Source organism: Enterobacter cloacae complex sp. FDA-CDC-AR_0164, from assembly GCF_003071645.1.
GTDB classification, from domain to species: Bacteria; Pseudomonadota; Gammaproteobacteria; order Enterobacterales; family Enterobacteriaceae; genus Enterobacter; species Enterobacter ludwigii.
Genome location: NZ_CP028950.1, coordinates 58,458 through 84,731, shown reverse-complemented (window position 1 = coordinate 84,731; position 26,274 = coordinate 58,458). Strand labels below are relative to the sequence as shown.

The 26,274-nt window shown below is 53.9% G+C and carries 20 protein-coding genes and 7 tRNA genes; 4 read left to right on the top strand and 23 right to left on the bottom strand.

What is annotated here, in order from left to right; genetic code table 11:
• Positions 1-6: 6 nt before the first annotated feature.
• Positions 7-2,589 carry a leucine--tRNA ligase gene (leuS, locus tag AM410_RS00440; RefSeq protein ID WP_073395752.1) on the bottom strand — a complete coding sequence of 861 codons (2,583 nt, stop codon included), beginning with the start codon at positions 2,587-2,589 and terminating at the stop codon, positions 7-9.
• A gap of 214 nt (positions 2,590-2,803) precedes the next feature.
• Between leuS and AM410_RS00435 the strand changes: the two genes are divergently transcribed.
• Complete coding sequence (locus AM410_RS00435) at positions 2,804-3,286, top strand: zinc ribbon-containing protein (RefSeq protein ID WP_025204671.1); 483 nt, start codon at positions 2,804-2,806, stop codon at positions 3,284-3,286.
• A 79-nt stretch (positions 3,287-3,365) separates the two neighbouring features.
• On the opposite strand, the gene rihA is transcribed toward AM410_RS00435, so the two are convergent.
• The 10 genes from rihA to miaB form a co-directional block, all read right to left on the bottom strand.
• Positions 3,366-4,310: a pyrimidine-specific ribonucleoside hydrolase RihA gene (gene rihA / locus AM410_RS00430; RefSeq protein ID WP_049023571.1), complete on the bottom strand. Its 945-nt coding sequence runs from the start codon at positions 4,308-4,310 to the stop codon at positions 3,366-3,368.
• Between the two features lie 120 nt (positions 4,311-4,430).
• On the bottom strand, positions 4,431-5,156 hold the full coding sequence (locus tag AM410_RS00425) for an amino acid ABC transporter ATP-binding protein (RefSeq protein ID WP_014169127.1): 726 nt from the start codon (positions 5,154-5,156) through the stop codon (positions 4,431-4,433).
• On the bottom strand, positions 5,156-5,830 hold the full coding sequence (gltK, locus tag AM410_RS00420; protein ID WP_014169128.1) for a glutamate/aspartate ABC transporter permease GltK: 675 nt from the start codon (positions 5,828-5,830) through the stop codon (positions 5,156-5,158). The genes AM410_RS00425 and gltK overlap by 1 nt, the downstream gene beginning before the upstream one ends.
• Positions 5,830-6,570, bottom strand: coding sequence for an amino acid ABC transporter permease (locus tag AM410_RS00415; RefSeq protein ID WP_108647338.1), 741 nt, complete (start codon positions 6,568-6,570; stop codon positions 5,830-5,832). Before AM410_RS00415 ends, gltK begins: the two co-directional genes overlap by 1 nt.
• Positions 6,571-6,725: 155 nt before the next feature.
• Complete coding sequence (locus AM410_RS00410) at positions 6,726-7,631, bottom strand: amino acid ABC transporter substrate-binding protein (RefSeq protein WP_020884991.1); 906 nt, start codon at positions 7,629-7,631, stop codon at positions 6,726-6,728.
• A 331-nt stretch (positions 7,632-7,962) separates the two neighbouring features.
• The gene (gene lnt / locus AM410_RS00405; RefSeq protein ID WP_073395753.1) at positions 7,963-9,501 is read right to left on the bottom strand and encodes an apolipoprotein N-acyltransferase; all 1,539 of its coding nucleotides are present in this window, start codon (positions 9,499-9,501) and stop codon (positions 7,963-7,965) included.
• Positions 9,502-9,506: 5 nt separating this feature from the next.
• Positions 9,507-10,385, bottom strand: coding sequence for a CNNM family magnesium/cobalt transport protein CorC (gene corC / locus AM410_RS00400; RefSeq protein WP_020884989.1), 879 nt, complete (start codon positions 10,383-10,385; stop codon positions 9,507-9,509).
• Between the two features lie 89 nt (positions 10,386-10,474).
• The gene (gene ybeY / locus AM410_RS00395; protein WP_040016936.1) at positions 10,475-10,942 is read right to left on the bottom strand and encodes an rRNA maturation RNase YbeY; all 468 of its coding nucleotides are present in this window, start codon (positions 10,940-10,942) and stop codon (positions 10,475-10,477) included.
• On the bottom strand, positions 10,939-11,985 hold the full coding sequence (locus tag AM410_RS00390) for a PhoH family protein (protein ID WP_020884987.1): 1,047 nt from the start codon (positions 11,983-11,985) through the stop codon (positions 10,939-10,941). Before AM410_RS00390 ends, ybeY begins: the two co-directional genes overlap by 4 nt.
• Positions 11,986-12,149: 164 nt before the next feature.
• Positions 12,150-13,574: a tRNA (N6-isopentenyl adenosine(37)-C2)-methylthiotransferase MiaB gene (gene miaB, locus AM410_RS00385; protein ID WP_020884986.1), complete on the bottom strand. Its 1,425-nt coding sequence runs from the start codon at positions 13,572-13,574 to the stop codon at positions 12,150-12,152.
• A gap of 136 nt (positions 13,575-13,710) precedes the next feature.
• On the opposite strand from miaB, the gene ubiF reads away from it, so the two are divergent.
• Entirely contained in the window at positions 13,711-14,886 is a 1,176-nt protein-coding gene (gene ubiF / locus AM410_RS00380) for a 3-demethoxyubiquinol 3-hydroxylase (RefSeq protein WP_063156261.1), read from the top strand.
• A 96-nt stretch (positions 14,887-14,982) separates the two neighbouring features.
• Here the strand turns inward: ubiF and AM410_RS00375 are convergent.
• The 12 genes from AM410_RS00375 to nagB form a co-directional block, all read right to left on the bottom strand.
• Positions 14,983-15,057: transfer RNA gene (locus tag AM410_RS00375), tRNA-Gln, on the bottom strand.
• Between the two features lie 37 nt (positions 15,058-15,094).
• A tRNA-Gln gene (locus AM410_RS00370) sits at positions 15,095-15,169 on the bottom strand.
• A gap of 44 nt (positions 15,170-15,213) precedes the next feature.
• A tRNA-Met gene (locus AM410_RS00365) sits at positions 15,214-15,290 on the bottom strand.
• A gap of 17 nt (positions 15,291-15,307) precedes the next feature.
• Positions 15,308-15,382: transfer RNA gene (locus AM410_RS00360), tRNA-Gln, on the bottom strand.
• 32 nt (positions 15,383-15,414) lie between these two features.
• A tRNA-Gln gene (locus AM410_RS00355) sits at positions 15,415-15,489 on the bottom strand.
• Positions 15,490-15,512: 23 nt separating this feature from the next.
• Positions 15,513-15,597: transfer RNA gene (locus AM410_RS00350), tRNA-Leu, on the bottom strand.
• 8 nt (positions 15,598-15,605) lie between these two features.
• Positions 15,606-15,682 (bottom strand) — tRNA-Met (locus tag AM410_RS00345).
• Between the two features lie 227 nt (positions 15,683-15,909).
• The gene (asnB, locus tag AM410_RS00340) at positions 15,910-17,574 is read right to left on the bottom strand and encodes an asparagine synthase B (protein WP_010428626.1); all 1,665 of its coding nucleotides are present in this window, start codon (positions 17,572-17,574) and stop codon (positions 15,910-15,912) included.
• A 249-nt stretch (positions 17,575-17,823) separates the two neighbouring features.
• Complete coding sequence (gene nagD / locus AM410_RS00335; RefSeq protein WP_020884984.1) at positions 17,824-18,576, bottom strand: ribonucleotide monophosphatase NagD; 753 nt, start codon at positions 18,574-18,576, stop codon at positions 17,824-17,826.
• A 45-nt stretch (positions 18,577-18,621) separates the two neighbouring features.
• A complete protein-coding gene (nagC, locus tag AM410_RS00330; protein ID WP_014169139.1) occupies positions 18,622-19,842 on the bottom strand; it encodes a DNA-binding transcriptional regulator NagC in 1,221 nt (406 codons plus the stop codon).
• Positions 19,843-19,850: 8 nt separating this feature from the next.
• Positions 19,851-20,999 carry an N-acetylglucosamine-6-phosphate deacetylase gene (gene nagA / locus AM410_RS00325; protein ID WP_073395755.1) on the bottom strand — a complete coding sequence of 383 codons (1,149 nt, stop codon included), beginning with the start codon at positions 20,997-20,999 and terminating at the stop codon, positions 19,851-19,853.
• Positions 21,000-21,054: 55 nt separating this feature from the next.
• Positions 21,055-21,855, bottom strand: coding sequence for a glucosamine-6-phosphate deaminase (gene nagB / locus AM410_RS00320; RefSeq protein WP_008501061.1), 801 nt, complete (start codon positions 21,853-21,855; stop codon positions 21,055-21,057).
• A 326-nt stretch (positions 21,856-22,181) separates the two neighbouring features.
• On the opposite strand from nagB, the gene nagE reads away from it, so the two are divergent.
• Complete coding sequence (nagE, locus tag AM410_RS00315; RefSeq protein WP_032677692.1) at positions 22,182-24,131, top strand: PTS N-acetyl glucosamine transporter subunit IIABC; 1,950 nt, start codon at positions 22,182-22,184, stop codon at positions 24,129-24,131.
• A gap of 169 nt (positions 24,132-24,300) precedes the next feature.
• Complete coding sequence (gene glnS / locus AM410_RS00310) at positions 24,301-25,968, top strand: glutamine--tRNA ligase (protein ID WP_108647336.1); 1,668 nt, start codon at positions 24,301-24,303, stop codon at positions 25,966-25,968.
• The last annotated feature ends 306 nt before the right edge of the window (positions 25,969-26,274 follow it).

The window sequence follows — 26,274 nt, the reverse complement described above, 5'->3', positions numbered from 1 at the left end:
CCGCGCTTAGCCAACGACCAGATTCAGCAATTTACCCGGTACGTAGATCACTTTACGTACGGTAACGCCCTCAAGATATTTCGCAACCAGATGTTCCTGGCCTGCGCGTTCGCGAACCTGTTCTTCGGTAGCATCGACCGCCACGGTAATTTTACCGCGAACTTTGCCGTTAACCTGGACCACAACCAGCGTGGTGTTTTCCACCATCGCGGATTCGTCAGCCACTGGCCACGGTGCGTTGTCAATATCGCCTTCGCCTTTCAGCTCCTGCCAGAGGGTGAAGCTGACGTGCGGGGTGAACGGGTTCAACATGCGAACGACGGCCAGCAGCGCTTCACGCATTAAGGCACGATCCTGCTCGCCGTCCTGCGGGGCTTTTGCCAGCTTGTTCATCAGTTCCATAATAGCCGCAATTGCGGTATTGAAGGTCTGACGACGACCAATATCATCGGTCACTTTTGCAATCGTTTTATGAACATCACGACGCAGCGCCTGTTGATCTTCAGTCAGTGCCGCGACGTTCACTGCCGTAGCATCACCCTGAGAGGTGTGCTCGTAAACCAGTTTCCAGACACGCTTCAGGAAGCGGTTAGCCCCTTCAACGCCCGATTCCTGCCATTCCAGGGTCATGTCAGCCGGAGAGGCAAACATCATAAACAGACGCACGGTATCTGCGCCGTAACGCTCAACCATCACCTGCGGGTCGATGCCGTTGTTTTTAGACTTCGACATCTTGCTCATGCCGGTATAAACCAGTTCATGACCTTCGGCGTCTTTCGCCTTCACGATACGACCTTTCTCGTCGCGCTCAACGATCGCGTCAACCGGAGACACCCAGTTACGCTCGCCGTTCGCCCCGACGTAGTAGAAGGCATCGGCCAGCACCATTCCCTGACACAGCAGCTGTTTTGCTGGTTCATCAGAATTGACCATGCCTGCGTCGCGCATCAGCTTGTGGAAGAAGCGGAAGTAGAGCAGGTGCATGATGGCGTGTTCAATACCACCGATGTAGATGTCCACAGGCAGCCAGTAGTTTGCTGCATCGGAATCCAGCATGCCTTCCTGATACTGCGGGCAGGTGTAACGCGCGTAGTACCATGACGATTCCATAAAGGTATCAAAGGTGTCAGTTTCACGCAGCGCTGGCTGGCCGTTAACGGTCGTTTTTGCCCACTCAGGATCGGCTTTGATTGGGCTGGTGATACCGTCCATGATCACGTCTTCCGGCAGGATCACCGGGAGTTGATCTTCTGGCGTTGGCATCACGGTACCATCTTCCAGCGTCACCATTGGGATAGGTGCTCCCCAGTAGCGCTGGCGAGAGACACCCCAGTCGCGCAGGCGGTAGTTGACTTTACGCTCACCGACGCCCAGCGACGCTAACTTGTCGGCAATCGCGTTGAAGCCATCTTCAAAGCTCAGACCGCTGAATTCACCCGAGTTGAACAGGGTGCCTTTTTCGGTCAGGGCTTGTGCGGAGAGGTCTGGCTCAGAACCGTCAGCCGCGAGGATGACAGGTTTAATGGTCAGGCCATATTTGGTGGCAAATTCGTAGTCACGCTGATCGTGGCCTGGAACGGCCATGACGGCACCTGTACCGTACTCCATCAGCACGAAGTTGGCTGCCCAGACAGGGATTGCTTCGCCCGTCAGTGGATGGATAGCCTTAAAGCCGGTATCAACGCCTTTCTTCTCCATCGTCGCCATGTCGGCTTCGGCCACTTTGGTGTTGCGGCACTCGTCGATGAAGGCCGCCAGTTCCGGGTTGTTTTCCGCGGCTTTCTGTGCCAGCGGGTGACCAGCGGCCACGGCCAGATAGGTCGCACCCATGAAGGTGTCCGGACGGGTAGTGTAGACGGTCAAGGTCCGATCGTCGTTCTCAACGTTGAAGGTGATCTCCACGCCTTCTGAACGGCCGATCCAGTTACGCTGCATAGTCTTGACGGTATCAGGCCAGTGATCCAGATTATCCAGATCGTTCAGCAGCTCGTCAGCGTAGGCGGTGATTTTGATAAACCACTGTGGGATCTCTTTACGCTCAACTTTGGTATCACAACGCCAGCAGCAGCCGTCGATAACCTGCTCGTTCGCCAGTACGGTCTGGTCGTTCGGGCACCAGTTAACGGCAGAGGTCTTCTTGTACACCAGGCCTTTTTTGTACAGCTCGGTGAAGAATTTCTGCTCCCAGCGGTAGTATTCCGGGGTGCAGGTCGCCAGCTCGCGGCTCCAGTCATAGCCAAAGCCCAGCATTTTGAGCTGGTTTTTCATGTACGCGATGTTGTCGTACGTCCACGGGGCAGGTGCCGTGTTGTTTTTGACCGCCGCGCCTTCTGCAGGAAGACCAAACGCATCCCAGCCGATTGGCTGCAGGACGTTTTTGCCGAGCATACGCTGATAGCGGGCAATCACATCACCAATGGTGTAGTTACGCACGTGGCCCATGTGTAGTCGACCAGAAGGATAGGGAAGCATCGACAGGCAGTAATACTTCTCTTTGCTCTCGTCTTCGGTTACTTCAAAGGTGCGCTTCTCGTCCCAGTGTTGCTGGACTTTTGATTCTATCTCTTCCGGGCGGTATTGCTCTTGCATGGCAGCCAGTGGTCCTGTTTTCAATACAGCTACAAATGTAGCCAATGGATGTGGTAATTCAGATCCGCATAGCATAGCCCAAACGCCCGCGCCAAAACAGCCTTTCGCACAAATGCGCGCGTGAGGAATTTGTCGGGTCTGTGGTTCACCTGGCAAAGCGGTGGCGAAATAAGGTCTATTATTAGAGTCAGTTACTTACCCGGGAGGCAAAATGATGAACAAGGTTGCTCAATTTTACCGAGAACTGGTGACAACACTGACGGAACGGCTGCGTAACGGCGAGCGTGATATCGATGCGCTGGTGGAACAGGCGCGGGCCCGCGTGACGCAAACGGGTGAGTTAACGCGAACCGAAGTGGAAGAGGTGACGCGCGCCGTACGCCGCGACCTGGAAGAGTTTGCGCGAAGCTACGAAGAGAGTCAGAACGAGGTTACCGACAGCGTTTTTATGCGGGTAATTAAAGAAAGCCTGTGGCAGGAGCTGGCGGATATCACCGATAAAACGCAGCTGGAGTGGCGTGAAGTCTTTCAGGACCTCAACCACCACGGGGTCTATCACAGCGGAGAAGTGGTCGGGCTGGGGAATCTGGTGTGCGAGAAATGCCATCACCACATTGCGGTCTATACGCCGGATGTGTTGCCGCTGTGTCCAAAGTGTGGACACGATCAGTTCCAGCGTCGGCCGTTTGAGCCTTAAGTAAAAGCCGCCCTCTGCCTTCAGGTCAGAGGGAGGGCATCAGGCCACAGAGCAGTCTACAATGCCCGGTAGCCATCGCTTACCGGGTCTGACTGTAATAGTTGAGTCTTTCCGCCAGCAAATCCACGAACGCTTCCCGGTCGATATCCACCATCAGCGTGGTGTTGGGTTGATTGCCCGTCAGCGAATAGTAGTCCACCACCGTCATACCCTGAGTGTATTTCCCCTGGGTTTCCACGCCTACCCACCGTTCTACCGTGGTAAACATCTCCGGTTTGAGCAGCCAGGCAATGGTGCACGGATCGTGCAGCGGCGCGCCGTGAAAACCCCATTTCTCGGCTTTGTGATACGCCATAAAGAAGTCCAGCAATTCTGCGACGGTTGTCGCCACCGGGTTGCCAATGGCACGAAAGCGCGCAATGTCGTGCGCCATTATTTGTGCGCGATGGGTAACGTCCAGGCCGGCCATGACAATCGGCAGGCCAGACTGGAAGACAATCTCTGCGGCTTCCGGATCGACAAAAATGTTGAATTCCGCCGCTGGCGTCCAGTTCCCGAGTCCCATTGCGCCGCCCATGATCACGATTCGGGCGATTTTACTGTGCAATTCCGGATGGCTGTTCAGCAGCAGCGCAACGTTGGTTTGCGGGCCGGTGGCCACCAGCGTGACCGGTTCCGCGCTTTCACGCAGCACTTTCGCCATCAGCTCTACGGCGGTGCAGGGTTGCGCTTCAAACCCCGGTTCGGGCAGTGCCGGGCCATCCAGCCCACTTTCACCGTGCACGTTGTCGGCAATGATCAGATCGCGCATAAGCGGTTTGACGGCACCACCGGCGACCGGAATATCGGTGCGTTTGAGCAACGTCAGCATACGCAGGACGTTACGCAGCGTTTTCTCCGGGGTCTGGTTTCCGGCAGAGGACGTAACGGCTTTGACGTCCAGTTCAGGGGAGGCAAGTGCAAGGACGAGGGCGATCGCGTCATCATGACCCGGGTCGCAATCGAGAAGGATAGGTTGTGCCATAGCGTGCTCCATACGTAGCATTATTTTGTGACAAGGTTAACGCTGCAATGTGACGCCGACGAGAAGAAGAGAGCTAAAGCGTGAAGCAGTGCGCAATCCGCAGATTGCGCACCGGGGAGATTAGTGCAGGATTTTGGCGAGGAAGTCTTTTGCTCGCTCGGATTTTGGATTGGCGAAGAACTCTTCTTTCGGCGAGTCTTCAACAATCTTCCCTTCGTCCATGAAGATCACGCGGTTCGCCACTTTGCGGGCAAAGCCCATTTCGTGGGTCACCACCATCATCGTCATCCCTTCGTGCGCCAGCTCAACCATTACGTCCAGCACTTCGTTGATCATCTCGGGATCGAGAGCAGAAGTCGGTTCATCAAACAGCATGGCGACCGGATCCATACACAGGGCCCGGGCAATAGCCACACGCTGCTGCTGACCGCCAGAGAGCTGCGCCGGGAATTTATCAGCATGCGCAGAGAGTCCCACGCGTTCCAGCAGCTTCAGACCTTTATCGCGCGCGAGCTTTTTATCGCGTTTCAGCACTTTTACCTGCGCCAGCGTCAGGTTCTCAATAATGGAGAGGTGCGGAAACAGCTCAAAGTGCTGGAACACCATGCCGACGTGGGAACGCAGCTGAGCAAGGTTGGTTTTCCTGTCATTGACTTTGGTGCCATTGACGAGGATCTCACCTTGCTGTACCGGCTCCAGGCCATTAACGGTTTTGATCAGCGTGGATTTACCGGAGCCGGATGGCCCACATACCACCACCACGTCACCTTTTTTCACTTCGGTTGAGCAGTCGGTCAGCACCTGAAAGTGCCCATACCATTTAGAAACATTTTTCAGGGAAATCATTATACAGTCCTTTTCTTCAGCCAGCTGACCAACAGCGACGCGCTTAAACTAATCACAAAATAGACGCCACCCGCGAAGAGCACCATTTCGACCTGCGTACCATCACGTTCACCGATGGTAGACGCGGTACGGAAGAAGTCTGCCAGGCTCAGTACGTAGACCAGAGAGGTATCCTGGAACAGTACGATGCCCTGCGTCAGCAGGAGGGGAACCATGGCGCGAAACGCCTGCGGCAGAATAATGAGCTGCATGGATTGCCAGTGCGTCATCCCCAGCGCCAGCGCGGCGCTGGACTGCCCACGGGAAATACTCTGAATACCCGCGCGGATAATCTCTGAATAGTAAGCAGCCTCAAACATTGAGAACGCGACCATCGCGGAGATCAGGCGGATATCGGTTTTCGGCGACAGCCCCAGCACGTTTTGCAGAAAGCCGGGAACAATCAGGTAAAACCACAGCAGTACCATCACCAGGGGGATGGAGCGGAAAACGTTAACGTAGGCCGTGGCAAACCAGGCGAACGGTTTAAAGGCCGACAGGCGCATGACCGCCAGCAGGGTGCCCCAGACGATACCCACCACAATAGCAATCACGGTGATTTTTAAGGTGATCAGCAGGCCATCCAGCAGGTAAGGCATGGATGGAACGATAGAACTCCAGTCAAATTCGTACATCATTTGCCCCCCAGATTGCCCGTCAGGCGGATTTTGCGTTCAACCAGGTTCATCACCAGCATGATGAAAGTGTTAATCAGAACATAGGCGAGTGTGATCGCCGTGAAGGATTCCCACGCGTGGGCGGAATAATCCAGCAGCTTGCCCGCCTGTGCGGCCATATCCACCAGACCGATGGTCGAGGCGATGGCCGAGTTTTTTACCAGGTTCATCATCTCAGACGTCATCGGTGGAACAATGACGCGGTAAGCGTTAGGCAGCAGTACATAGCGGTAAGTTTGTGGCAGCGTCAGGCCCATCGCCAGACCAGCATTTTTTTGTCCGCGCGGCAGTGACTGAATGGCGGCACGTACCTGCTCGCAAACGCGCGCGGCGGTGAAGAGCCCCAGACAGAGCATGGAGGAGACAAAGAACTGCACGTTCGGATCCAGTTCCGACTTAAACCACATGCCAATATTTTCCGGCAGCAGTTCCGGGACGACCAGATACCAGGTGAAAAATTGCACAATCAGCGGAACGTTACGGAACAGTTCCACATACAGGGTGCCGAGAGATGAGAGAAAACGGTTAGGCACGGTGCGCAAAATACCGAACAGTGAACCGACAAGAAACGCGATAATCCACGCCGTGATCGATAAGGCGACGGTAACCTGAAAACCGCTCCACAGCCAGCCAAGATAGGTGGTGTTGCCGAACGGGGCTTGTTGCAGGAATATGCCCCAGTTCCAGTCTATTGACATAATAAACTCCAGAAAAAAAAGGGTAGCAGCGCTACCCTCGAAGATTGGTGAGAAGCTCATTTTTCGCGCTGAGTGGGGAACGACCACTCAACGTATAGTCTGTCCATGCTTCCCGACAATCGAGAGGGCAGGAGATCCCGCCCCTGTTGTTCTAATTAGTTAAGAGCCTTGTCGTTTGGTGATTTGAACAGCGCTTTCATGTCGTCAGACAGTTCGAAGTTCATGTTAAGATTTTTGGGTGGAATCGGGTTCTTGAACCATTTATCGAACCATTTTTCCGCTTCACCGGAGGTCTGAACCTGAGCGATGGTGTCATCGATCAGCTTCTTGAACTGCGGATCGTCTTTACGCAGCATACAACCGTACGCTTCTTTAGATTGCGCCGTGCCGACGATATCCCAGTTGTCTGGTTTCTTCGCTTTTGCACGTTCGCCTGCCAGCAGGGCATCATCCATCATAAACGCCACAGCACGGCCACTTTCCAGAGTACGGAAAGAGTCGCCATGATCTTTCGCGCTGATGATGCGCATATCCATTTTCTTCTCGTCGTTCAGCTTGTGCAGCAGCACTTCGGAAGTGGTACCGGAGGTAACAACAACGGCTTTGCCTTTCAGGTCCGCAAAGTCTTTGATCTCGCCGCCTTTCTTGGTCAGCAGGCGGGTGCCCACGACGAAGATGGTGTCAGAGAAGGCAGCCTGTTTCTGACGCTCAAGGTTGTTGGTGGTGGAACCGCACTCAAAATCGAACGTGCCGTTTTGCAGCAGTGGAATACGGTTTTGTGAAGTGATTGGAATCAGCTTCACCTGCAGGTCAGGTTTGTTCAGCTTTTTCTTCACAGCTTCAACGATAGCGTTGGAGTAATCCTGTGAATAGCCCACGACTTTTTGCGTGTTGTCGTAGTAAGAGAACGGGACAGAAGATTCACGGTGGCCGACCACGATCACGCCGTTTTTGGCAATCTTGTCGAGAGTGCTCCCGGCAGCCGGAGCATCTTCAGCGTGAACGACGCTTGCCGACATCCCCATAACCAGCATTGCTGTGGCCAGTTTACGTAATTGCATACCCAACTCCTTTCTTATCAGCGCCAGTGACGCATTGATACCCATTGTGATGTTGTTATATCTCGCGCTATGCGAGTGCAGTGTTATGCAAGCTTGTTAACATTTAGTCTGGCTTAATGTAAAGATTTTGCTGCGTTATTGTTTATTTTTGCGAAGCGCGCCGCACCAATCAGAGGCAAATATCTCTCGTTGCACCGTTTCGGTGCTACCGGTGATCTACGCTGGTGCGACGAAGTTGCACGTTAAGCCAAACTGCGTTTACGTGGGGAAATAAAGCAAGAGACGTGCCAGAAATGCCCTCTCCCAACGGGAGAGGGGAAGAGAGGGGAAATTATCGACGACGCTGACGCAAGCTCATCAGCACCGCGCCAAATCCGAACAGCGCGGTCAGGATCCACAGCGGCCAGTTGCCGGTGCGGGCATAAGGCGTCAGGCCCGTCGCAGGCGTGACGTTGGTCGTCAGCACTTCACGGGTGAACTGCGGGATCATGGCCTGGATTTCGCCCTGCGGGCCAATCACGGCGGTTATGCCATTGTTGGTGCTACGCAGCAGCGGGCGCGCCAGCTCCAGGGAGCGCATCCGCGCCATCTGGAAATGCTGCCACGGGCCAATCGACTTACCAAACCAGGCATCGTTGGAGATAGTCAGCAGGAAGTCAGTGTCCGGACGGAAGTTATCGCGCACCTGCTCGCCGAGGATAATTTCGTAGCAGATGGCCGCTGTCAGGGCAAAACCGTGCGCATGCAGCTGATGCTGAACGTACGGACCACGGCTGAATGAGGACATCGGCAGGTCAAAAAACGGTGCTAACGGGCGCAGAATGGACTCCAGCGGTACAAATTCGCCAAACGGTACCAGGTGATTCTTGTTATACCGGTCAGTGGAGTTGTAGCTGTATTCGCTGTCTTTACCCAGCGTAATGATGGTGTTGTAGGTGTCGTAGCGGTTCTGCTGATTCAGACGCGCATCGACAATCCCGGTAACCAGCGTACTGCCGCGAGCGAGCAGTAGATCGTTCATCATGTTCAGGAACGGCTGCTGGTTAATTTCCAGATCCGGAATCGCCGACTCTGGCCAGATGATCAGCTGCGATTTACCCATGACCGCCTCGGTGGCGTTAGCGTAGATCTTCAGCGTGTTCAGCAGCTCTTTCTCGTCCCATTTCATTGACTGAGGGATATTCCCCTGCACCATTGAAACCTGCGTGGTGCGCTCTGGGACCAGGCTGTACCACTGGATATAACGCAGTGGGAAAGGCAGGGCAAACAACACCAGCGCCACGACCAGCGTCTTCCAGCTATGTGTGACCAGCGCCAGGACCAGCAGTCCGCTCACCACCATCAACAGGAAGTTAATCGCTTCAACGCCCATTACCGGAGCAAGCCCCTTTAGCGGGCCATCAATCTGACTGTAACCGAACTGCAGCCACGGGAAGCCAGTCAGTACCCAGCCGCGAAGGAACTCGGTAATTTGCCAGACAACCGGCGCAGCAATGGCAACGCGCAGCCAGGTGGTTTTTGGCCACAGGCGAGAAAGGATACCCGCGAACAGGCCGGTATAGAGCGAGAGATAAGCGGCCAGCAGTACCACGAGGAAGACGTTAACGGGTCCTGGCATACCGCCAAACTGAGCGATGCTGACATAGACCCAGTTGATGCCGGAGCCAAACAACCCCAGTCCCCAGAAGTAGCCAATCGCTGCCGCCTGGACGGGACGACGATTCAGGGTTAAACCCTGAAGTCCCATCAGGGAGAGAATGGCTGCAGACCAGATATCGTAAGGAGAAAAAGCCAGCGTTCCGCTGGCTCCGAGTAACAGCGCCAGCAGCAGACGTACGCGCTGGCGTTCAAGTAATGGGGCAAATGCCATTTACATTAATCTTCCAGTTTTGGCACCGGTGAGTCGTCCGGCGTTCTGACATGAACCTGTATAATACGTCGGCTGTCGGCCATTGCCACTTTGAACTGGTAACCGTCAATGTCAACGGTCTCGCCGCGTGCCGGAAGGTGACCAAAGGCCTGCATCACCAGCCCGCCAATGGTATCGACCTCTTCATCGCTGAAATGGGTACTAAAGGCGTCGTTAAAGTCCTCAATCGAGGCCAGCGCACGAACGGTCCAGGTGTGACGGCTAAGCTGACGGAAGTCGATATCCTCTTCTTCGTCATACTCATCTTCGATTTCGCCCACGATCAGCTCAAGGATATCTTCGATCGTGACGAGACCGGAAACGCCACCAAATTCATCAATAACAATCGCCATGTGGTAGCGCTGAGAGCGAAACTCTTTCAGCATCCGATCCACACGTTTACTTTCCGGCACAACCACGGCCTGGCGTAACACTTTTTCCATGCTGAAGGCTTCGGCATCGCTGCGCATAAACGGCAGCAGATCTTTCGCCATCAAAATCCCTTCAATGTGATCTTTGTCTTCGCTGATGACCGGAAAACGCGAGTGTGCGGATTCGATGATCACATCGAGGCACTCGTCCAGAGGCTGGTTACGTTTCAGGGTGATCATCTGCGAGCGGGGGATCATGATGTCGCGAACGCGCTGGTCGGCGATGTCCATTACCCCTTCGAGCATTTCGCGCGTATCTTCATCGATAAGGTCGTTTTGCCCGGAATCACGAATCAGCTCCAGCAGTTCGTCACGGTTTTTAGGTTCGCCGTGGAAAAGCTGGTTCAGAATGAGGGAGAAAAATCCCTTTTTGGTGTTTGTCGTGTCGCTACTGTGTGAATTGTCGTCGCTCATGGCGTTTGTTAAGGGTTCTCTTGTTAGTTCAACGTTTACCGCCGCGCTATTTCCCTACGCGGCGGCATGTTAGTCAGTCGGTCGACTGACTATTCTTTCTCGGCAATGTACGGATCCTCATAGCCCAGAGCAAGCATTATCTCTGTCTCGAGGGACTCCATCTCTTCCGCTTCGTCATCTTCAATATGGTCGTAGCCGAGCAGATGCAGGCTACCGTGTACCACCATATGCGCCCAGTGGGCTTCCAGCGGTTTTTGCTGCTCTTTAGCTTCCTGTTCCACGACCTGGCGGCAGATGATCAGGTCACCCAGCAGCGGCATCTCAATTCCCGGTGGGGCTTCGAAGGGGAAAGAGAGCACGTTGGTCGGCTTATCTTTCCCGCGGTAGGTCAGGTTAAGCTCATGGCTTTCGGCTTCATCCACCAGACGAATCGTGACTTCTGATTCTTCCTGAAACGGGGGGATAACCGCATCCAGCCATGTCTGAAACTGCGCCTCTTCTGGCAAGCCGGAATTATCGTCACATGCCAGTTGTAAATCGAGGATCACCTGACTCATTTTTGTTCTTGCTCCTGCGCTTCGCGCTTACGTTCTGCGGCCAGTTCGGCCTTACGCTTCTGATCTGCTTCTTCCCATGCTTCATAAGCGTTAACGATGCGCGCCACAACCGGGTGACGGACCACGTCTTCGCTGTGGAAGAAGTTAAAGCTGATTTCGTCGACGTCGGCCAGCACTTCAATGGCATGGCGCAGACCCGATTTGGTGCTGCGCGGCAGGTCAATCTGCGTGACGTCACCGGTAATGACCGCTTTTGAGTTAAAGCCGATACGTGTCAGGAACATTTTCATCTGTTCGATGGTGGTGTTCTGGCTTTCATCGAGAATAATGAATGCATCATTCAGTGTACGGCCGCGCATATAGGCGAGCGGGGCAACTTCAATCACGTTACGCTCAATCAGCTTCTCAACTTTCTCAAAGCCGAGCATCTCGAACAGTGCGTCGTATAACGGACGAAGGTAAGGGTCAACCTTCTGGCTCAGATCGCCTGGCAGGAAGCCCAGTTTTTCACCCGCTTCCACCGCCGGACGGGTCAGCAGGATGCGACGAATCTCCTGGCGTTCGAGCGCATCAACCGCCGCGGCAACGGCCAGATAGGTTTTACCCGTACCCGCCGGGCCCACACCGAAGGTGATGTCATGGTCGAGAATGTTGGCGATGTACTGCGCCTGGTTTGGCGTACGCGGCTTAATGACGCCACGTTTGGTCTTAATATTGATGGCCTTGCCATAGTCCGGCACACTTTCTGCGCTTTGCTCAAGCACGCGCGCCTCTTTGATCGCGAGGTGGATCTGTTCTGGCTCGATATCCTGTATTTCACCGCGCATTGGGGCGGTATCCACATACAGGCTACGCAGAATATCCGCAGCGGCGTTGACGCAGAGAGGGCGTCCGGTGAGTTTGAAATGATTATCGCGACGATTGATTTCGATACCCAGACGTCGCTCCAGTTGTTTGATGTTGTCATCAAACGGCCCGCACAGGCTCAGCAGGCGAGCGTTGTCTGCTGGCTCAAGGCTAATTTCACGCGTATCTATGTTCAAACTGTTCCTCTTTGATTGTTTAACTGACCCGGTGCCACCTGGCGTAATAAAACGGTCATTACCGAAATTATTCACGCCATAGAATAAAGGCGCAAGCGTTGCGGAAGATATTGGGGGCGATGAGAGGAAATACAAGGCCTGCCGAAACGGCAGGCCGGATGGCGTTATGGCTGGTAAATGCCGACGCCAGCGTCGCTTTCTTTGCGGGTGCGGGACATGACGGATTCCGGCGACTGTGCGATGCGCAGACCCATTTCGTCTTCGGTACGGACCACTTTCGCGCGCAGGGAGTTGGTCAGCACGTCGACAATCTCCACGTCCACAAATTTACCGACCATGTCTGGCGTGCCTTCAAAGTTCACGACGCGGTTATTTTCGGTGCGTCCTGACAGCTCCATAATGCTCTTACGGGAAGTGCCTTCCACCAGAATACGCTGGACGGTGCCGACCATACGACGGCTCCAGGCGTTGGCCTGCTGGTTGATACGCTCCTGCAGAATATACAGACGCTGCTTTTTCTCTTCTTCCGGCACATCGTCGACCATATCGGCCGCAGGAGTACCTGGACGCGCTGAGAAGATAAAGCTGTAGCTGACGTCAAAATTCACTTCGCCAATAAGCTTCATCGTGCGCTCAAAGTCATCCGTGGTTTCGCCCGGGAAGCCAACGATAAAGTCGGAGCTAATCTGGATATCAGGACGGGCTTCACGCAGCTTGCGGATGATGGATTTGTACTCCAGTACCGTATGTGGACGTCCCATCAGGTTCAGCACGCGGTCGGAACCGCACTGAATCGGCAGATGCAGGAAGCTCACCAGCTCTGGCGTATCGCGATACACATCAATGATGTCATCGGTAAATTCCATCGGGTGGCTGGTGGTGAAGCGAAGGCGGTCAATGCCGTCGATCGCGGCCACCAGGCGCAGCAGTTCTGCAAAGCTGCCGGTGGTACCGTCGTAGTTCTCGCCGCGCCAGGCGTTGACGTTCTGGCCCAGCAGATGAATTTCACGCACACCCTGTGCCGCCAGTTGCGCCACTTCAAACAGAATGTCGTCGGTCGGACGGCTCACTTCTTCGCCGCGGGTATACGGTACGACACAATAGGTGCAGTACTTGTTACAGCCTTCCATAATGGAGACGTAGGCTGTTGGACCATCCGCGCGTGGTTCTGGCAGACGGTCAAATTTTTCGATTTCCGGGAAGCTTACGTCAACCACCGGGCGGCGATTCTCGCGAACGGCGTTGATCATCTCCGGCAGACGGTGCAGCGTCTGCGGGCCAAAAATAATATCAACATAGTGAGCACGCTGGCGGATCAGTTTGCCTTCCTGCGAGGCCACACAGCCACCCACGCCAATGATCACATCGGGTCTTTTGCGTTTGATAAGCTTCCAGCGGCCCAGTTGATGGAACACCTTCTCCTGCGCCTTCTCACGGATCGAACAGGTATTGAGCAGCAACACGTCCGCTTCGTTCGCGTTGTCAGTCAGTTGATACCCGTGCGTGGCATCCAGCAGATCGGCCATCTTGGATGAATCGTATTCGTTCATCTGACAGCCCCAGGTTTTTATATGGAGTTTTTTTGTCATCGACTTGCTCATGCTCAGGAATGCAGGGCGCGTATTGTAATGCTTTGCTGCGGTTGTGACCAGTATGAAGGTTGTCAACCTCAAGACCGAAAAAATCCGGTAAACTTAAGGCATATACTATTAAGGATAATTGACCATGACTCTCCAACAAACCGAAATTGCCGTTGTCGGCGGCGGTATGGTCGGCGGCGCACTCGCGCTGGGGCTGGCGCAGCAGGGATTTGAGGTGACGGTTATCGAGCAGGCTGCCCCTGTTGCGTTTGACCCGATGGCAAAGCCGGATGTGCGAATTTCAGCTATCAGCGCCGCCTCTGTCGATCTGCTGCGCGGGCTGGGCGTCTGGGATGCCGTGCTCGGGATGCGCGCGCACCCCTACAGCCGTCTCGAAACCTGGGAGTGGGAGAATGCGCATGTCGCGTTTGATGCCGCTGAACTGAAGCTGCCCCGCCTGGGTTATATGGTGGAAAATACGGTCCTCCAGCTGGCGCTCTGGCAGGCCCTGGAGGCGCATCCGAAAGTGGCGCTGCGCGTCCCGGCGTCACTTAAAGCACTGCATCCCCACGAAGGCGGGTATTTGCTTGAGCTGGATAAGGGTGATGAGCTGGCCGCGAGGCTGGTTGTCGGAGCGGATGGTGCCAACTCACAGGTCAGGCAAATGGCAGGAATTGGCATTCATGCCTGGCAGTACCAGCAGGCGTGCATGTTGATCACCGTGCAGTGTGAGAATGACCCGGGTGAGAGCACCTGGCAGCACTTTACCCCGAATGGCCCGCATGCCTTTTTACCGTTGTTTGATCGCTGGGCGTCGCTGGTGTGGTATGACAAACCGGCGCGCATTCGTCAGTTGCAGGGGCTTTCAATGGAGCAGCTGCAGCGAGAGATCCATCAGCACTTCCCACGCCGTCTGGGCAACGTCATGCCGGTTGCCGCCGGGGCGTTTCCGCTTACCCGTCGCCATGCATTGCAGTATGCCCGTGCAGGGCTGGCGCTGGTGGGGGATGCGGCACACACCATTCACCCGCTGGCGGGGCAGGGCGTGAACCTGGGATACCGTGACGTTGAGGCTTTACTGGATGTGCTGGGCAATGCGCGCGCTCACGCGGAGGCTTGGGCCAGCCATCCGGTACTGAAACGTTACCAGACGCGACGTATGGCGGATAACTTTATCATGCAGTCGGGGATGGATCTGTTTTACGCCGGGTTCAGTAACGATCTTGGTCCGGTGCGCATTCTGCGTAACATTGGTTTGATGGCGGCGGAGCGTGCCGGTGGGCTGAAGCGTCAGGCGCTGAAGTACGCGTTAGGCCTTTAATCTGGGCGCCTTCTCCTGCGGGAGAGGGCTTTCGGATGCGGTACATAATCCAACAAAAACAAAAAAGCCCGCAGAGCGGGCTTTTTTGTTACTAAGTGGCTGGGGTGCAGGGATTCGAACCCCGGAATGCTGGTATCAGAAACCAGAGCCTTACCGCTTGGCGACACCCCAATTGCGTTAAACAATGTGCTTAACGACTTTTTTAAATTGGCTGGGGTACGAGGATTCGAACCTCGGAATGCCGGAATCAGAATCCGGTGCCTTACCGCTTGGCGATACCCCAACAATTTTTTCTCGTCTACCGAATCATTCGACAGATGACTAATTTGGTGGCTACGACGGGATTCGAACCTGTGACCCCATCATTATGAGTGATGTGCTCTAACCAACTGAGCTACGTAGCCAGTACTGCAATCTTCGATGGCTGGGGTACCTGGATTCGAACCAGGGAATGCCGGTATCAAAAACCGGTGCCTTACCGCTTGGCGATACCCCAATACCGCGGAGAACCGCAAAATCGAAGAAATATGGCTGGGGTACCTGGATTCGAACCAGGGAATGCCGGTATCAAAAACCGGTGCCTTACCGCTTGGCGATACCCCATCCGTGCAACGCTTACCTGGGAATGGTGCGGGAGGCGAGACTTGAACTCGCACACCTTGCGGCGCCAGAACCTAAATCTGGTGCGTCTACCAATTTCGCCACTCCCGCAAAAAAGATGGTGGCTACGACGGGATTCGAACCTGTGACCCCATCATTATGAGTGATGTGCTCTAACCAACTGAGCTACGTAGCCATCTTTTTTTCGCGTTACCTTATCGGCGTTGCGGGGCGCATTATGCGTATAGACCCTTGCAGCGTCAACACCTTTTTCAACGAAAATAGCCGGAATGTGACTGTTTGGTTAGGTTGCGAACAGCGTGACCGAATATTCGGCAATTATTGGTTATTTATCGTTTTTAGGGAGTGAAATAGGGGGCAAAAAAAATCAGGCCCCGCAGGGCCTGATTGGATGCTTTTCGATTACTTATAGGCAGACTGGTGTACGCCTACCGCACGTCCTGATGGATCGTTCATTGACTTGAAAGATTCATCCCATTCAATGGCTTTAGCCGAAGAACAGGCAACGGACGGGCCGCCAGGAACACACTCCGCCGCACTCGGCACCGGGAACAACTCTTCAAAGATTTCGCGGTACAGATACGCTTCTTTAGAGCCTGGCGTGTTGTACGGGAAGCGGAAGCTCGCAGTTTCCAGTTGCTGATCGGAAACCTGTTTTGCCGCCACCTCTTTCAGGGTGTCGATCCAGCTATACCCGACACCGTCAGAGAACTGCTCTTTCTGACGCCATGCCACGCTCGCCGGCAGGTAGGATTCGAAACATTCACGCAGGATATGTTTCTCCATTTTGCCGTTGCCGCACATTTTGTCCTGCGGGTTGATGCGCATTGCCACGTCGAGGAATTTCTTATCCAGGAAGGGAACACGGGCTTCCACACCCCAGGCAGACATCGCTTTGTTGGCGCGTGCGCAGTCAAACATATGCAGCGCCTGCAGTTTACGTACTGTCTCTTCGTGCAGCTCTTTTGCGTTCGGCGCTTTGTGGAAATAGAGGTAGCCGCCAAACACTTCGTCAGATCCTTCACCGGAGAGCACCATCTTAATGCCCATCGCTTTGATCTTACGCGACATTAGGTACATCGGCGTGGAAGCGCGAATGGTGGTCACATCGTAGGTTTCGATGTGGTAGATAACATCACGGATCGCATCCAGCCCTTCCTGCACGGTGAAGTGGATCTCATGGTGCACGGTACCGAGATGGTTTGCCACTTCCTGCGCGGCTTTCAGATCCGGTGCGCCTTCCAGGCCCACAGCAAAGGAGTGCAGTTGCGGCCACCAGGCTTCTGAACGTTCCTGATCTTCAACACGACGCGCGGCGAATTTCTTGGTGATCGCGGAGATCACGGACGAGTCCAGCCCGCCGGAGAGCAGTACGCCGTAAGGCACATCTGACATCAGGTGGCTTTTAACAGAATCTTCCAGCGCCTGACGCAGTTCGGCTTTATCAGTCACGTTGTCTTTAACCGCATCATAGTCGAACCAGTCGCGCTGATAGTACTGACGGATCTCGCCGTCTTTACTCCACAGGTAACTTCCTGCCGGGAACTCTTTAATGGTGCGGCAAACCGGCACCAGGGCTTTCATTTCTGAGGCGACATAAAAGTTGCCGTGTTCATCGTGACCCATATACAGCGGGATAATACCAATATGGTCGCGGCCAATCAGATAGGCATCTTTTTCGCTGTCGTACAGGGCGAAGGCAAACATACCCTGCAGATCATCGAGGAATTCCGGGCCTTTCTCCTGATACAGCGCCAGGATCACTTCACAGTCAGAACCGGTCTGGAAGGCGTAACGGTCGCCGTACTCGGCGCGCAGCGCCTGATGGTTATAGATTTCACCGTTGACAGCCAGCGCGTGTGTTTTTTTCTCGTTATACAGCGGCTGCGCACCGGCGTTGACGTCAACAATGGACAGACGTTCATGTGCCAGGATGGCTTTATCGCTGGCGTAAACGCCGGACCAGTCCGGGCCGCGATGGCGCATCAGGCGGGACAATTCGAGTGCCTTTTTACGCAGTTCGCCTGCGTCAGTTTTAATATCCAGTACGCCAAAAATTGAACACATAACCTTCTCCGTTAACCCTGTTGCTTTGTAATGTTGCTTGCTTATGAAAATGCCGCAAAGGGGGAGGGCGCGCAAGGGTTTTACGGGATAAAACGGAAATAGTGCAATGCTGATTGCCGAATAGTGAAAAACGAGTACGTCATAAACGCTTTTATTGATGATTATGCAATAAAACGGCTGTTTTGTTAGATGTGGGGTTGTTTATCGGGCGTGAAAATAAAAAACCACGCGCTGAGGCGTGGTTTGGGATCAGATAATATCAATTTCTTCGACGGAGGGATAAATCCAGCTCGGTCGGAAGGGCATGGCGTCAATATCGTCGAGCGTGGAGACACCGGAAAGCACCAGAATGGTTTCCAGGCCCGCCTGGAATCCGGCCAGGATATCGGTGCGCAGGTTGTCGCCGACAATCACCGTTTCTTCAGAGTGGGCCTGCATCTTGTTCAGCGCAGCACGGATGATCCACGGGCTGGGCTTGCCCACGTAGAATGGTTTCCGGCCAGAGATCTTTTCGATACCGGCACACAGCGCGCCGCAGGCAGGGTAAAAACCACGGCCGTGGGTATCCGGGTTGGTGGCAATAAAACGCGCACCGTTGGCAACAAAGTAGGAGGCTTTGTGCATCATCTCCCAGTTATAGGAGCGCGTTTCGCCAACGATCACAAAGTCCGGGTTCACATCTGTGATGGTAAACCCTGCCTTATATAACTCGTGGATCAGCGCCCCTTCACCCACCACGTAGGCCTTTTTTCCTTCCTGGCGCTTGAGGAAATCAGCGGTGGCCATGGCAGAGGTATAAAACACGCTGTCCGGCACGTTGACGCCTGCTGTGGCAAAGCGGTTTGCCAGGTCCTGACCGGTCTGAGAAGGGTAGTTCGTGAGAAGAACCAGAGGCATTCCTTTGTCGATGATGCGGTGAAGAAACTCCGCAGCACCTGGTACAGCAACGTTGTCGTGCATCAGCACGCCGTCGATATCACAAATTACATTCTTAATGGTCATGGACATTCCGACATCAAAAAAAGAAGGCGTTACTATAAGACCCGATCAACTTTCCAGCAAATGTTGCAACAGAATACCGTTGAGCATGGCGCGTTTAACCAGCGCAAATGCGCCTATCGCTGAGCGATGGTCAAGCTTAGAACGAACGACGGGAAGGTTCTGGCGGAAGGCTTTCAGCGCCTGAGTGTTAATGCAGCCTTCAATGGCGGGCAGCAGGACCTTCTCGGCCTCCACAATCTCACCGGCGATCACCACTTTTTGCGGGTTAAACAGGTTGATGGCGATGGCGATGGTTTTACCCAGATGGCGACCCACCTGCTCAATAACTTCACAGGCCAGCGCGTCGCCTTTGTTGGCGGCTTTGCAGATAGTCCCTATCTTGCAATCGTCCAGCGTGACGCGGCTCTGGTAACCCTGTTCAAGCAGATGGCGCACCCGCTGTTCAATCGCCGTGTTGGCGGCAATCGTCTCCAGACAGCCAAAGTTTCCGCAGTGGCAGCGTTCGCCAAGCGGCTCTACCTGAATATGACCAATCTCACCGACGTTACCGTTGCGGCCAATAAAAATGCGCCCGTTAGAGATGATGCCTGCCCCTGTACCGCGGTGTACGCGCACCAGAATCGAATCTTCACAATCCTGGCTCGCACCAAAGTAGTGCTCTGCCAGGGCCAGAGAGCGGATGTCGTGCCCCACGAAACAGGTCACTTTAAAGCGTTTTTCCAGCGCATCTACCAACCCCCAGTTCTCAACCTTTATATGGGGCATATAACGGATCACGCCGCTTTCGGGGTCCACCAGGCCTGGCAGGATCACCGAGATCGCAATCAGTTCACGGATTTTGCGCTGACAGCTCTCGATAAAGTGTTCAATGGTATTCAGCAGCGCGTGTTCCAGCGTCTCCTGAGTGCGCTCCGGAAGCGGGTAGTGTTCTTCCGCGATGGCTTTGCTGCTCAGATCATAGAGCGTAAGGGTGGTGTCATGACGACCAAGACGGACGCCGATCGCCTGAAAATTGCGGGTTTCGGTAATAATGGAGATGGCGCGGCGGCCTCCGGTGGAGGCCTGCTGATCGACTTCTTTGATCAGTCCGCGCTCAATGAGCTGACGGGTAATTTTTGTCACGCTGGCGGGAGCAAGCTGGCTTTGTTCGGCTATCTGAATGCGCGAGATTGGCCCGTGTTGGTCAATCAGACGATAAACCGCCGCGCTGTTAAGTTGTTTAACGAGATCGACATTACCGATTTGAGCTTGTCCGCCTGGTGTCATACTTTTACTTACTCAGTGACGACCTCGTTACCATTAACGATGGTCTTGATAATTTTATAATCGTGTGTGAATGCCGTCAGGTTTGCAACCATACCTGGTGCAATTCCGCCAAGCTGTTTATTTACGCCCATCGCGCGCGCAGGATAAAGGGTCGCCATACGCAGGACTTCATCAAGCGCAATCCCGCAATGTTCAACCAGGTTACGCACCCCTTCAATCATCGTCAGGGAGGAACCACTCAGCGTACCGTTTTCATCAACACACAGTCCATTGCGGTAGTATATTGTTTTACCGGCAAAAATGAACTGCTCAATATTTGCCCCTGCCGGTGCGGTGGCATCGGTTACCAGACAGAGTTTGTCACCTTTCAGGCGCTTGGCGTTGCGAATGTTGGTGTAATCAACGTGCAAGCCGTCAGCAATAATGCCGCAGTAAACGTCCTGCTCATCGAGAATCGCCCCGACCAGCCCAGGTTCACGACCGGTGATATACGGCATCGCGTTGTACAGGTGCGTCGCAAAGGTAATGCCGGCGCGGAATCCTGCTTTCGCTTCTTTTTGCGTTGCGTTTGAATGGCCCGCTGAAACGACAATCCCGGCGGCGGCCAGTTTGCTGATAACGTCAGGTCCCGCGATTTCAGGAGCCAGCGTCACTTTGGTGATCACATCGGCGTTGGCACACAGGTAGTCGACCAGCTCAGCGTCAGGTTTTCGCACGTAATCCGGGTTATGCGTCCCTTTTTTCACGATGTTCAGCCACGGTCCTTCAAGATGCAGACCCAGCGCCTGATTAGGGTGTTTTGCCAGGTAGTCGCGCATCACGCGGATACCCTGTTTCATGAGATCATCACTGCTGGTGATGAGGGTTGGCAGATAGCTGGTGCAGCCCGATTTCTCGTTGGCTTTCTGCATGATTTCCAGCGTGTCGACCGTCACCGCGTCCGCGGTATCATTAAATTGCACACCACCGCAGCCGTTCAGCTGTACGTCGATGAAACCGGGGGAGATTACTGCTCCATTGAGTGAGCGCTGTTCAATCCCCGGCGGCAGCTCTGCCAGTGGGCAAACACGTTCAATCAGGCCATTGGCGATAACAATCGCATGGTCATCCAGAATATCATGGCCGGTATAAATCCGACCGTGGGTTAAAGCGTACATAACGACCCCCGGTTAAAAAAAGCGGCCGCCTCTTGATGAAGAGGCGGTTATTCAATTACAGACCTTTGATGTTCTCAGCTTCTAACTCGTTGAAGTATTTAAGCGTTTTCACTTTCAGCTCCATCGTGGACGGTTCGTCGCACACGATGACTGATTTTGGATGCAGCTGCAGGCAGCTGATGGTCCACATGTGGTTAACGTTGCCTTCAACGGCAGCCTGGAGCGCCTGCGCTTTCACGCCGCCCAGAACCAGAATCATCACTTCTTCGGCATCCAGCAGGGTGCCTACGCCTACGGTCAGGGCGTATTTTGGAACCTGGTTAACATCACCGTCAAAGAAGCGGGAGTTTGCCACGCGCGTGTCATGGGTCAGGGTTTTAATACGCGTACGGGAAGCCAGAGAAGAGGCCGGTTCGTTGAACGCGATATGACCATCGTTGCCCACGCCACCCATGAACAGGTGGATTTTACCGTAGGAACGGATTTTTTCTTCATACTGACGGCATTCTGCGTCAATATCAGGCGCGTTTCCATTCAGCAGGTTAATGTTTTCAGCCGGAATATCAACGTGATCAAAGAAATTACGGTGCATAAAGCTATGGTAGCTTTCCGGATGATCCTTGGGTAAGCCGACATACTCATCCATGTTGAAGGTCACAACATGTTTGAAGCTAACCTGGCCTGCTTTATGCATCTCAACCAGGGCTTTATACGCGGTCAGCGGCGTGCCGCCGGTAGGAAGGCCGAGAACGAAAGGACGATCGGCGGTGGGTTTGAACGCGTTAATACGGTTAACGATATGACGGGCGGCCCATTTACCGACTTGTTCAGCAGTTGCCAGGGGAATCAGTCTCATTGTTCACCTCAAGAGTTAAAGTAGAAGAGTGGGCGGATGGCTATCGGAACCTGAACTAAGCGTAACCTGGAACCTTTCAGGCCGGATCAATCCGTCTTGATTTTTTGAATGATAAAATAAGTTTTCACTGTTAGCCAGAGAAAGGGAGGGTTATTAACGATATTTGGTGACAAAAATCACAAAAAATACGTGTTTAATTTGCGATACGAATTAATTTTTCACACACTCACAATGCCAGTGAATCATCAACTGTATTTATCGTTGTCGACACAATAAAAACATAGTTTATGCACGAGCCTTAATAAGGGTCTCGTAGGGGGAATAGGATGAATATTTTAGGTTTTTTCCAGCGCCTCGGTAGGGCTTTGCAGCTCCCTATCGCCGTGCTACCGGTTGCAGCACTGCTGCTGCGATTCGGGCAACCCGATCTGCTTAATGTGCCATTTATCGCGCAAGCGGGTGGCGCGATTTTTGACAATCTGGCGCTGATTTTCGCCATCGGTGTGGCATCCAGCTGGTCAAAAGACAGCGCGGGTGCAGCGGCGCTGGCCGGGGCTGTCGGTTACTTCATCCTGACGAAAGCGATGGTGACGATAAACCCAGAAATTAACATGGGCGTTCTGGCAGGTATCATTACCGGTCTGGTCGGCGGGGCTGTTTATAACCGTTGGGCGGGGATCAAACTGCCAGACTTCCTGAGCTTCTTCGGTGGAAAACGTTTTGTGCCGATTGCGACAGGCTTCTTCTGTCTGATTCTGGCCGCGATCTTTGGCTACATCTGGCCACCGGTGCAGCACGCTATCCATGCGGGCGGTGAGTGGATTGTTTCCGCTGGCGCAGTGGGTGCGGGTATCTTCGGTTTCATCAACCGTCTGTTGATCCCAACCGGCCTGCATCAGGTGCTGAACACCATTGCCTGGTTCCAGATTGGTGAGTTTACCAACGCCGCGGGCGCGGTATTCCACGGGGATATCAACCGCTTCTATGCAGGTGACGGCACCGCGGGCATGTTCATGTCGGGCTTCTTCCCTATCATGATGTTTGGTCTGCCGGGCGCGGCGCTGGCTATGTACCTGGCCGCACCGAAAGCGCGTCGTCCAATGGTTGGCGGGATGCTGCTGTCAGTTGCCATCACCGCGTTCCTGACCGGTGTTACTGAGCCGCTGGAATTCCTGTTCATGTTCCTGGCTCCGCTGCTGTACCTCATGCACGCTGTGCTGACGGGTATTAGCCTGTTTGTTGCAACGCTGCTGGGTATCCATGCGGGCTTCTCCTTCTCCGCCGGCGCGATCGACTACGTGTTGATGTACAACCTGCCCGCGGCGAGCAAGAACGTCTGGATGCTGGTCGCAATGGGTCTGGTGTTCTTCGTTATCTACTTCGTTCTGTTTAGCGCAGTCATTCGTATGTTTAACCTGAAAACACCAGGCCGCGAAGATACGAAAGACGACATCGTTACTGGCGAAGCTAACAGCAATACCGAAGAAGGGCTGACCCAACTGGCAACCAATTATATTGCCGCAGTAGGCGGTACGGATAACCTGAAAGCTATCGATGCATGTATTACCCGTCTGCGCCTGACGGTAGGTGATTCAGCGCGCGTTAACGATGCCATGTGTAAACGCCTTGGCGCATCCGGTGTGGTGAAACTGAACAAGCAGACCATCCAGGTTATCGTGGGTGCGAAAGCGGAATCGATTGGCGATGAAATGAAGAAAGTGGTTGCCCGTGGACCGATCGCGGCTTCTGCAGCGAACAGCGCGCCAGTGACGGAAGCCCCGGTGGCAAAACCGCAGGCCGTCCCTAACGCAACGACCATTGCCGCGCTGGTTTCACCGATTACCGGTGAAGTGGTTGCGATTGAGCAGGTGCCTGACGAAGCGTTTGCCAGCAAAGCTGTCGGTGACGGTGTGGCGGTGAAACCAACGGACAAAACCGTGGTGTCACCGGCTGCCGGGACCATCGTTAAAATCTTCAACACCAACCATGCGTTCTGCCTCGAAACTGAAAAGGGCGCGGAGATCGTTGTCCATATGGGTATCGATACCGTCGCGCTGAACGGTCAGGGCTTTACTCGCCTGGTGGAAGAGGGGGCCGACGTGGTGGCAGGTCAGCCGATTCTGGAAATGGATCTGGATTACCTGAACGCTAACGCGCGCTCCATGATTAGCCCGGTCGTTTGCAGCAATATCGACGACTTCAGCGGCCTGGTGATTCAGGCGAAAGGTCAGGTCGTTGCGGGCCAGACGCCACTGTATGAGATTAAAGGCAAGTAATCGCTCCTGAGTAGAGTCATGCCTTAAGCGGCGGGGGTTTTCCTCCGCCGCTTTTTTTTGCAGCAATTGCCCCCATTATTTTCTTCAGAGACGTTTTAAGGGTTGTCACTACGTCCGGCTTATAAGATCATATGCCGTTATACGTTGTTTACGCTTTGAGGAATCCACGATGAGTGAGGCTGAAGCCCGCCCGAGTAACTTTATTCGTCAGATCATCGATGAAGATCTGGCCAGTGGTAAGCACACCACAGTTCATACCCGTTTCCCGCCGGAGCCAAACGGCTACCTGCATATTGGTCATGCAAAATCGATCTGCCTGAACTTTGGCATCGCGCAAGACTACCAGGGACAGTGCAACCTGCGTTTCGATGACACCAACCCAGTAAAAGAAGACATCGAATACGTTGAGTCTATTAAGAATGACGTGCAATGGCTGGGCTTCAACTGGTCTGGCGATATCTGCTACTCCTCTGACTATTTTGATCAGCTGTACGCCTATGCGGTCGAGCTTATCAATAAAGGTCTGGCGTATGTCGACGAGCTGTCTGCTGACGAGATCCGCGAATACCGCGGCACGCTGACCGCGCCGGGTAAAAACAGCCCGTTCCGCGATCGCAGCGTTGAAGAGAACCTGGCGCTGTTTGAAAAAATGCGTGCGGGTGGCTTCGAGGAAGGTAAAGCCTGCCTGCGTGCCAAAATCGACATGGCATCACCGTTCATCGTGATGCGCGATCCGGTTCTGTACCGTATCAAGTTCGCTGAACACCATCAGACCGGTAACAAGTGGTGCATCTACCCGATGTACGACTTTACCCACTGCATCAGCGATGCGCTGGAAGGCATTACGCACTCCCTGTGTACGCTGGAGTTCCAGGATAACCGCCGTCTGTACGACTGGGTTCTGGATAACATCACGATCCCGGTGCATCCGCGTCAGTACGAATTCTCTCGTCTGAATCTGGAATACACGGTGATGTCCAAGCGTAAGCTGAACCTGCTGGTAACCGACAAGCACGTTGAGGGCTGGGACGATCCGCGTATGCCAACCATCTCGGGTCTGCGTCGCCGTGGTTATACTGCCGCGTCTATTCGCGAGTTCTGTAAGCGCATCGGCGTGACCAAGCAGGATAACACCATTGAGATCGCCTCTCTGGAATCCTGCATCCGTGAAGATCTGAACGACAACGCGCAGCGCGCAATGGCCGTCATCGATCCGGTAAAACTGGTTATCGAAAACTACCCGCAAGGCGCGAGCGAAATGGTCTCCATGCCTAACCATCCGAACAAACCGGAAATGGGCACCCGTGACGTGCCGTTCAGCGGTGAAATCTGGATCGATCGTGCTGACTTCCGCGAAGAAGCGAACAAGCAGTACAAGCGTCTGGTGCTGGGGAAAGAGGTGCGTCTGCGTAACGCATACGTGATCAAAGCTGAGCGTGTTGAGAAAGATGCAGAAGGGAATATCACCACCATCTTCTGCTCTTACGACGCTGAAACCCTGAGCAAAGATCCGGCAGATGGCCGCAAAGTGAAAGGCGTGATCCACTGGGTAAGTGCAACACATGCGCTGCCGGTTGAAATTCGCCTGTACGATCGTCTGTTCAGCGTGCCTAACCCAGGTGCAGCAGAAGACTTCCTGGCGACAATCAACCCGGAATCTCTGGTCATCAAGCAGGGGTATGCTGAGCCGTCTCTGAAAGCCGCTGAAGCGGGCAAAGCGTTCCAGTTCGAACGTGAAGGCTACTTCTGCCTCGACAGCCGTCACAGTACCTCGGAAAAACCGGTGTTTAACCGTACCGTTGGTCTGCGTGATACCTGGACTAAAGTCGGCGAATAATAACGCTGCTCTGGTCAATGAGAGACAAACGCCGCGTAATGCGGCGTTTTTTTATTGAATGATCATATCGTTAAGCGCGAGCAAAAATAATGTCTGCGCAATATTCAGGTCAATGTGGTGCTACTTATTTTTCTAAAAAAAATTTGTATATTTCTGAAAATAGTGAAGGCCTGAAAATAACCAGTAATTTACACAATTACTGACTTAAATTTAATGACTTGCCCCGCCAAATCTCGTCTCCCGCTAAATGTTACAAAGCACTACTAATTATGTGCACTTCGTCATAATCCTGACTTTTGCCCACGG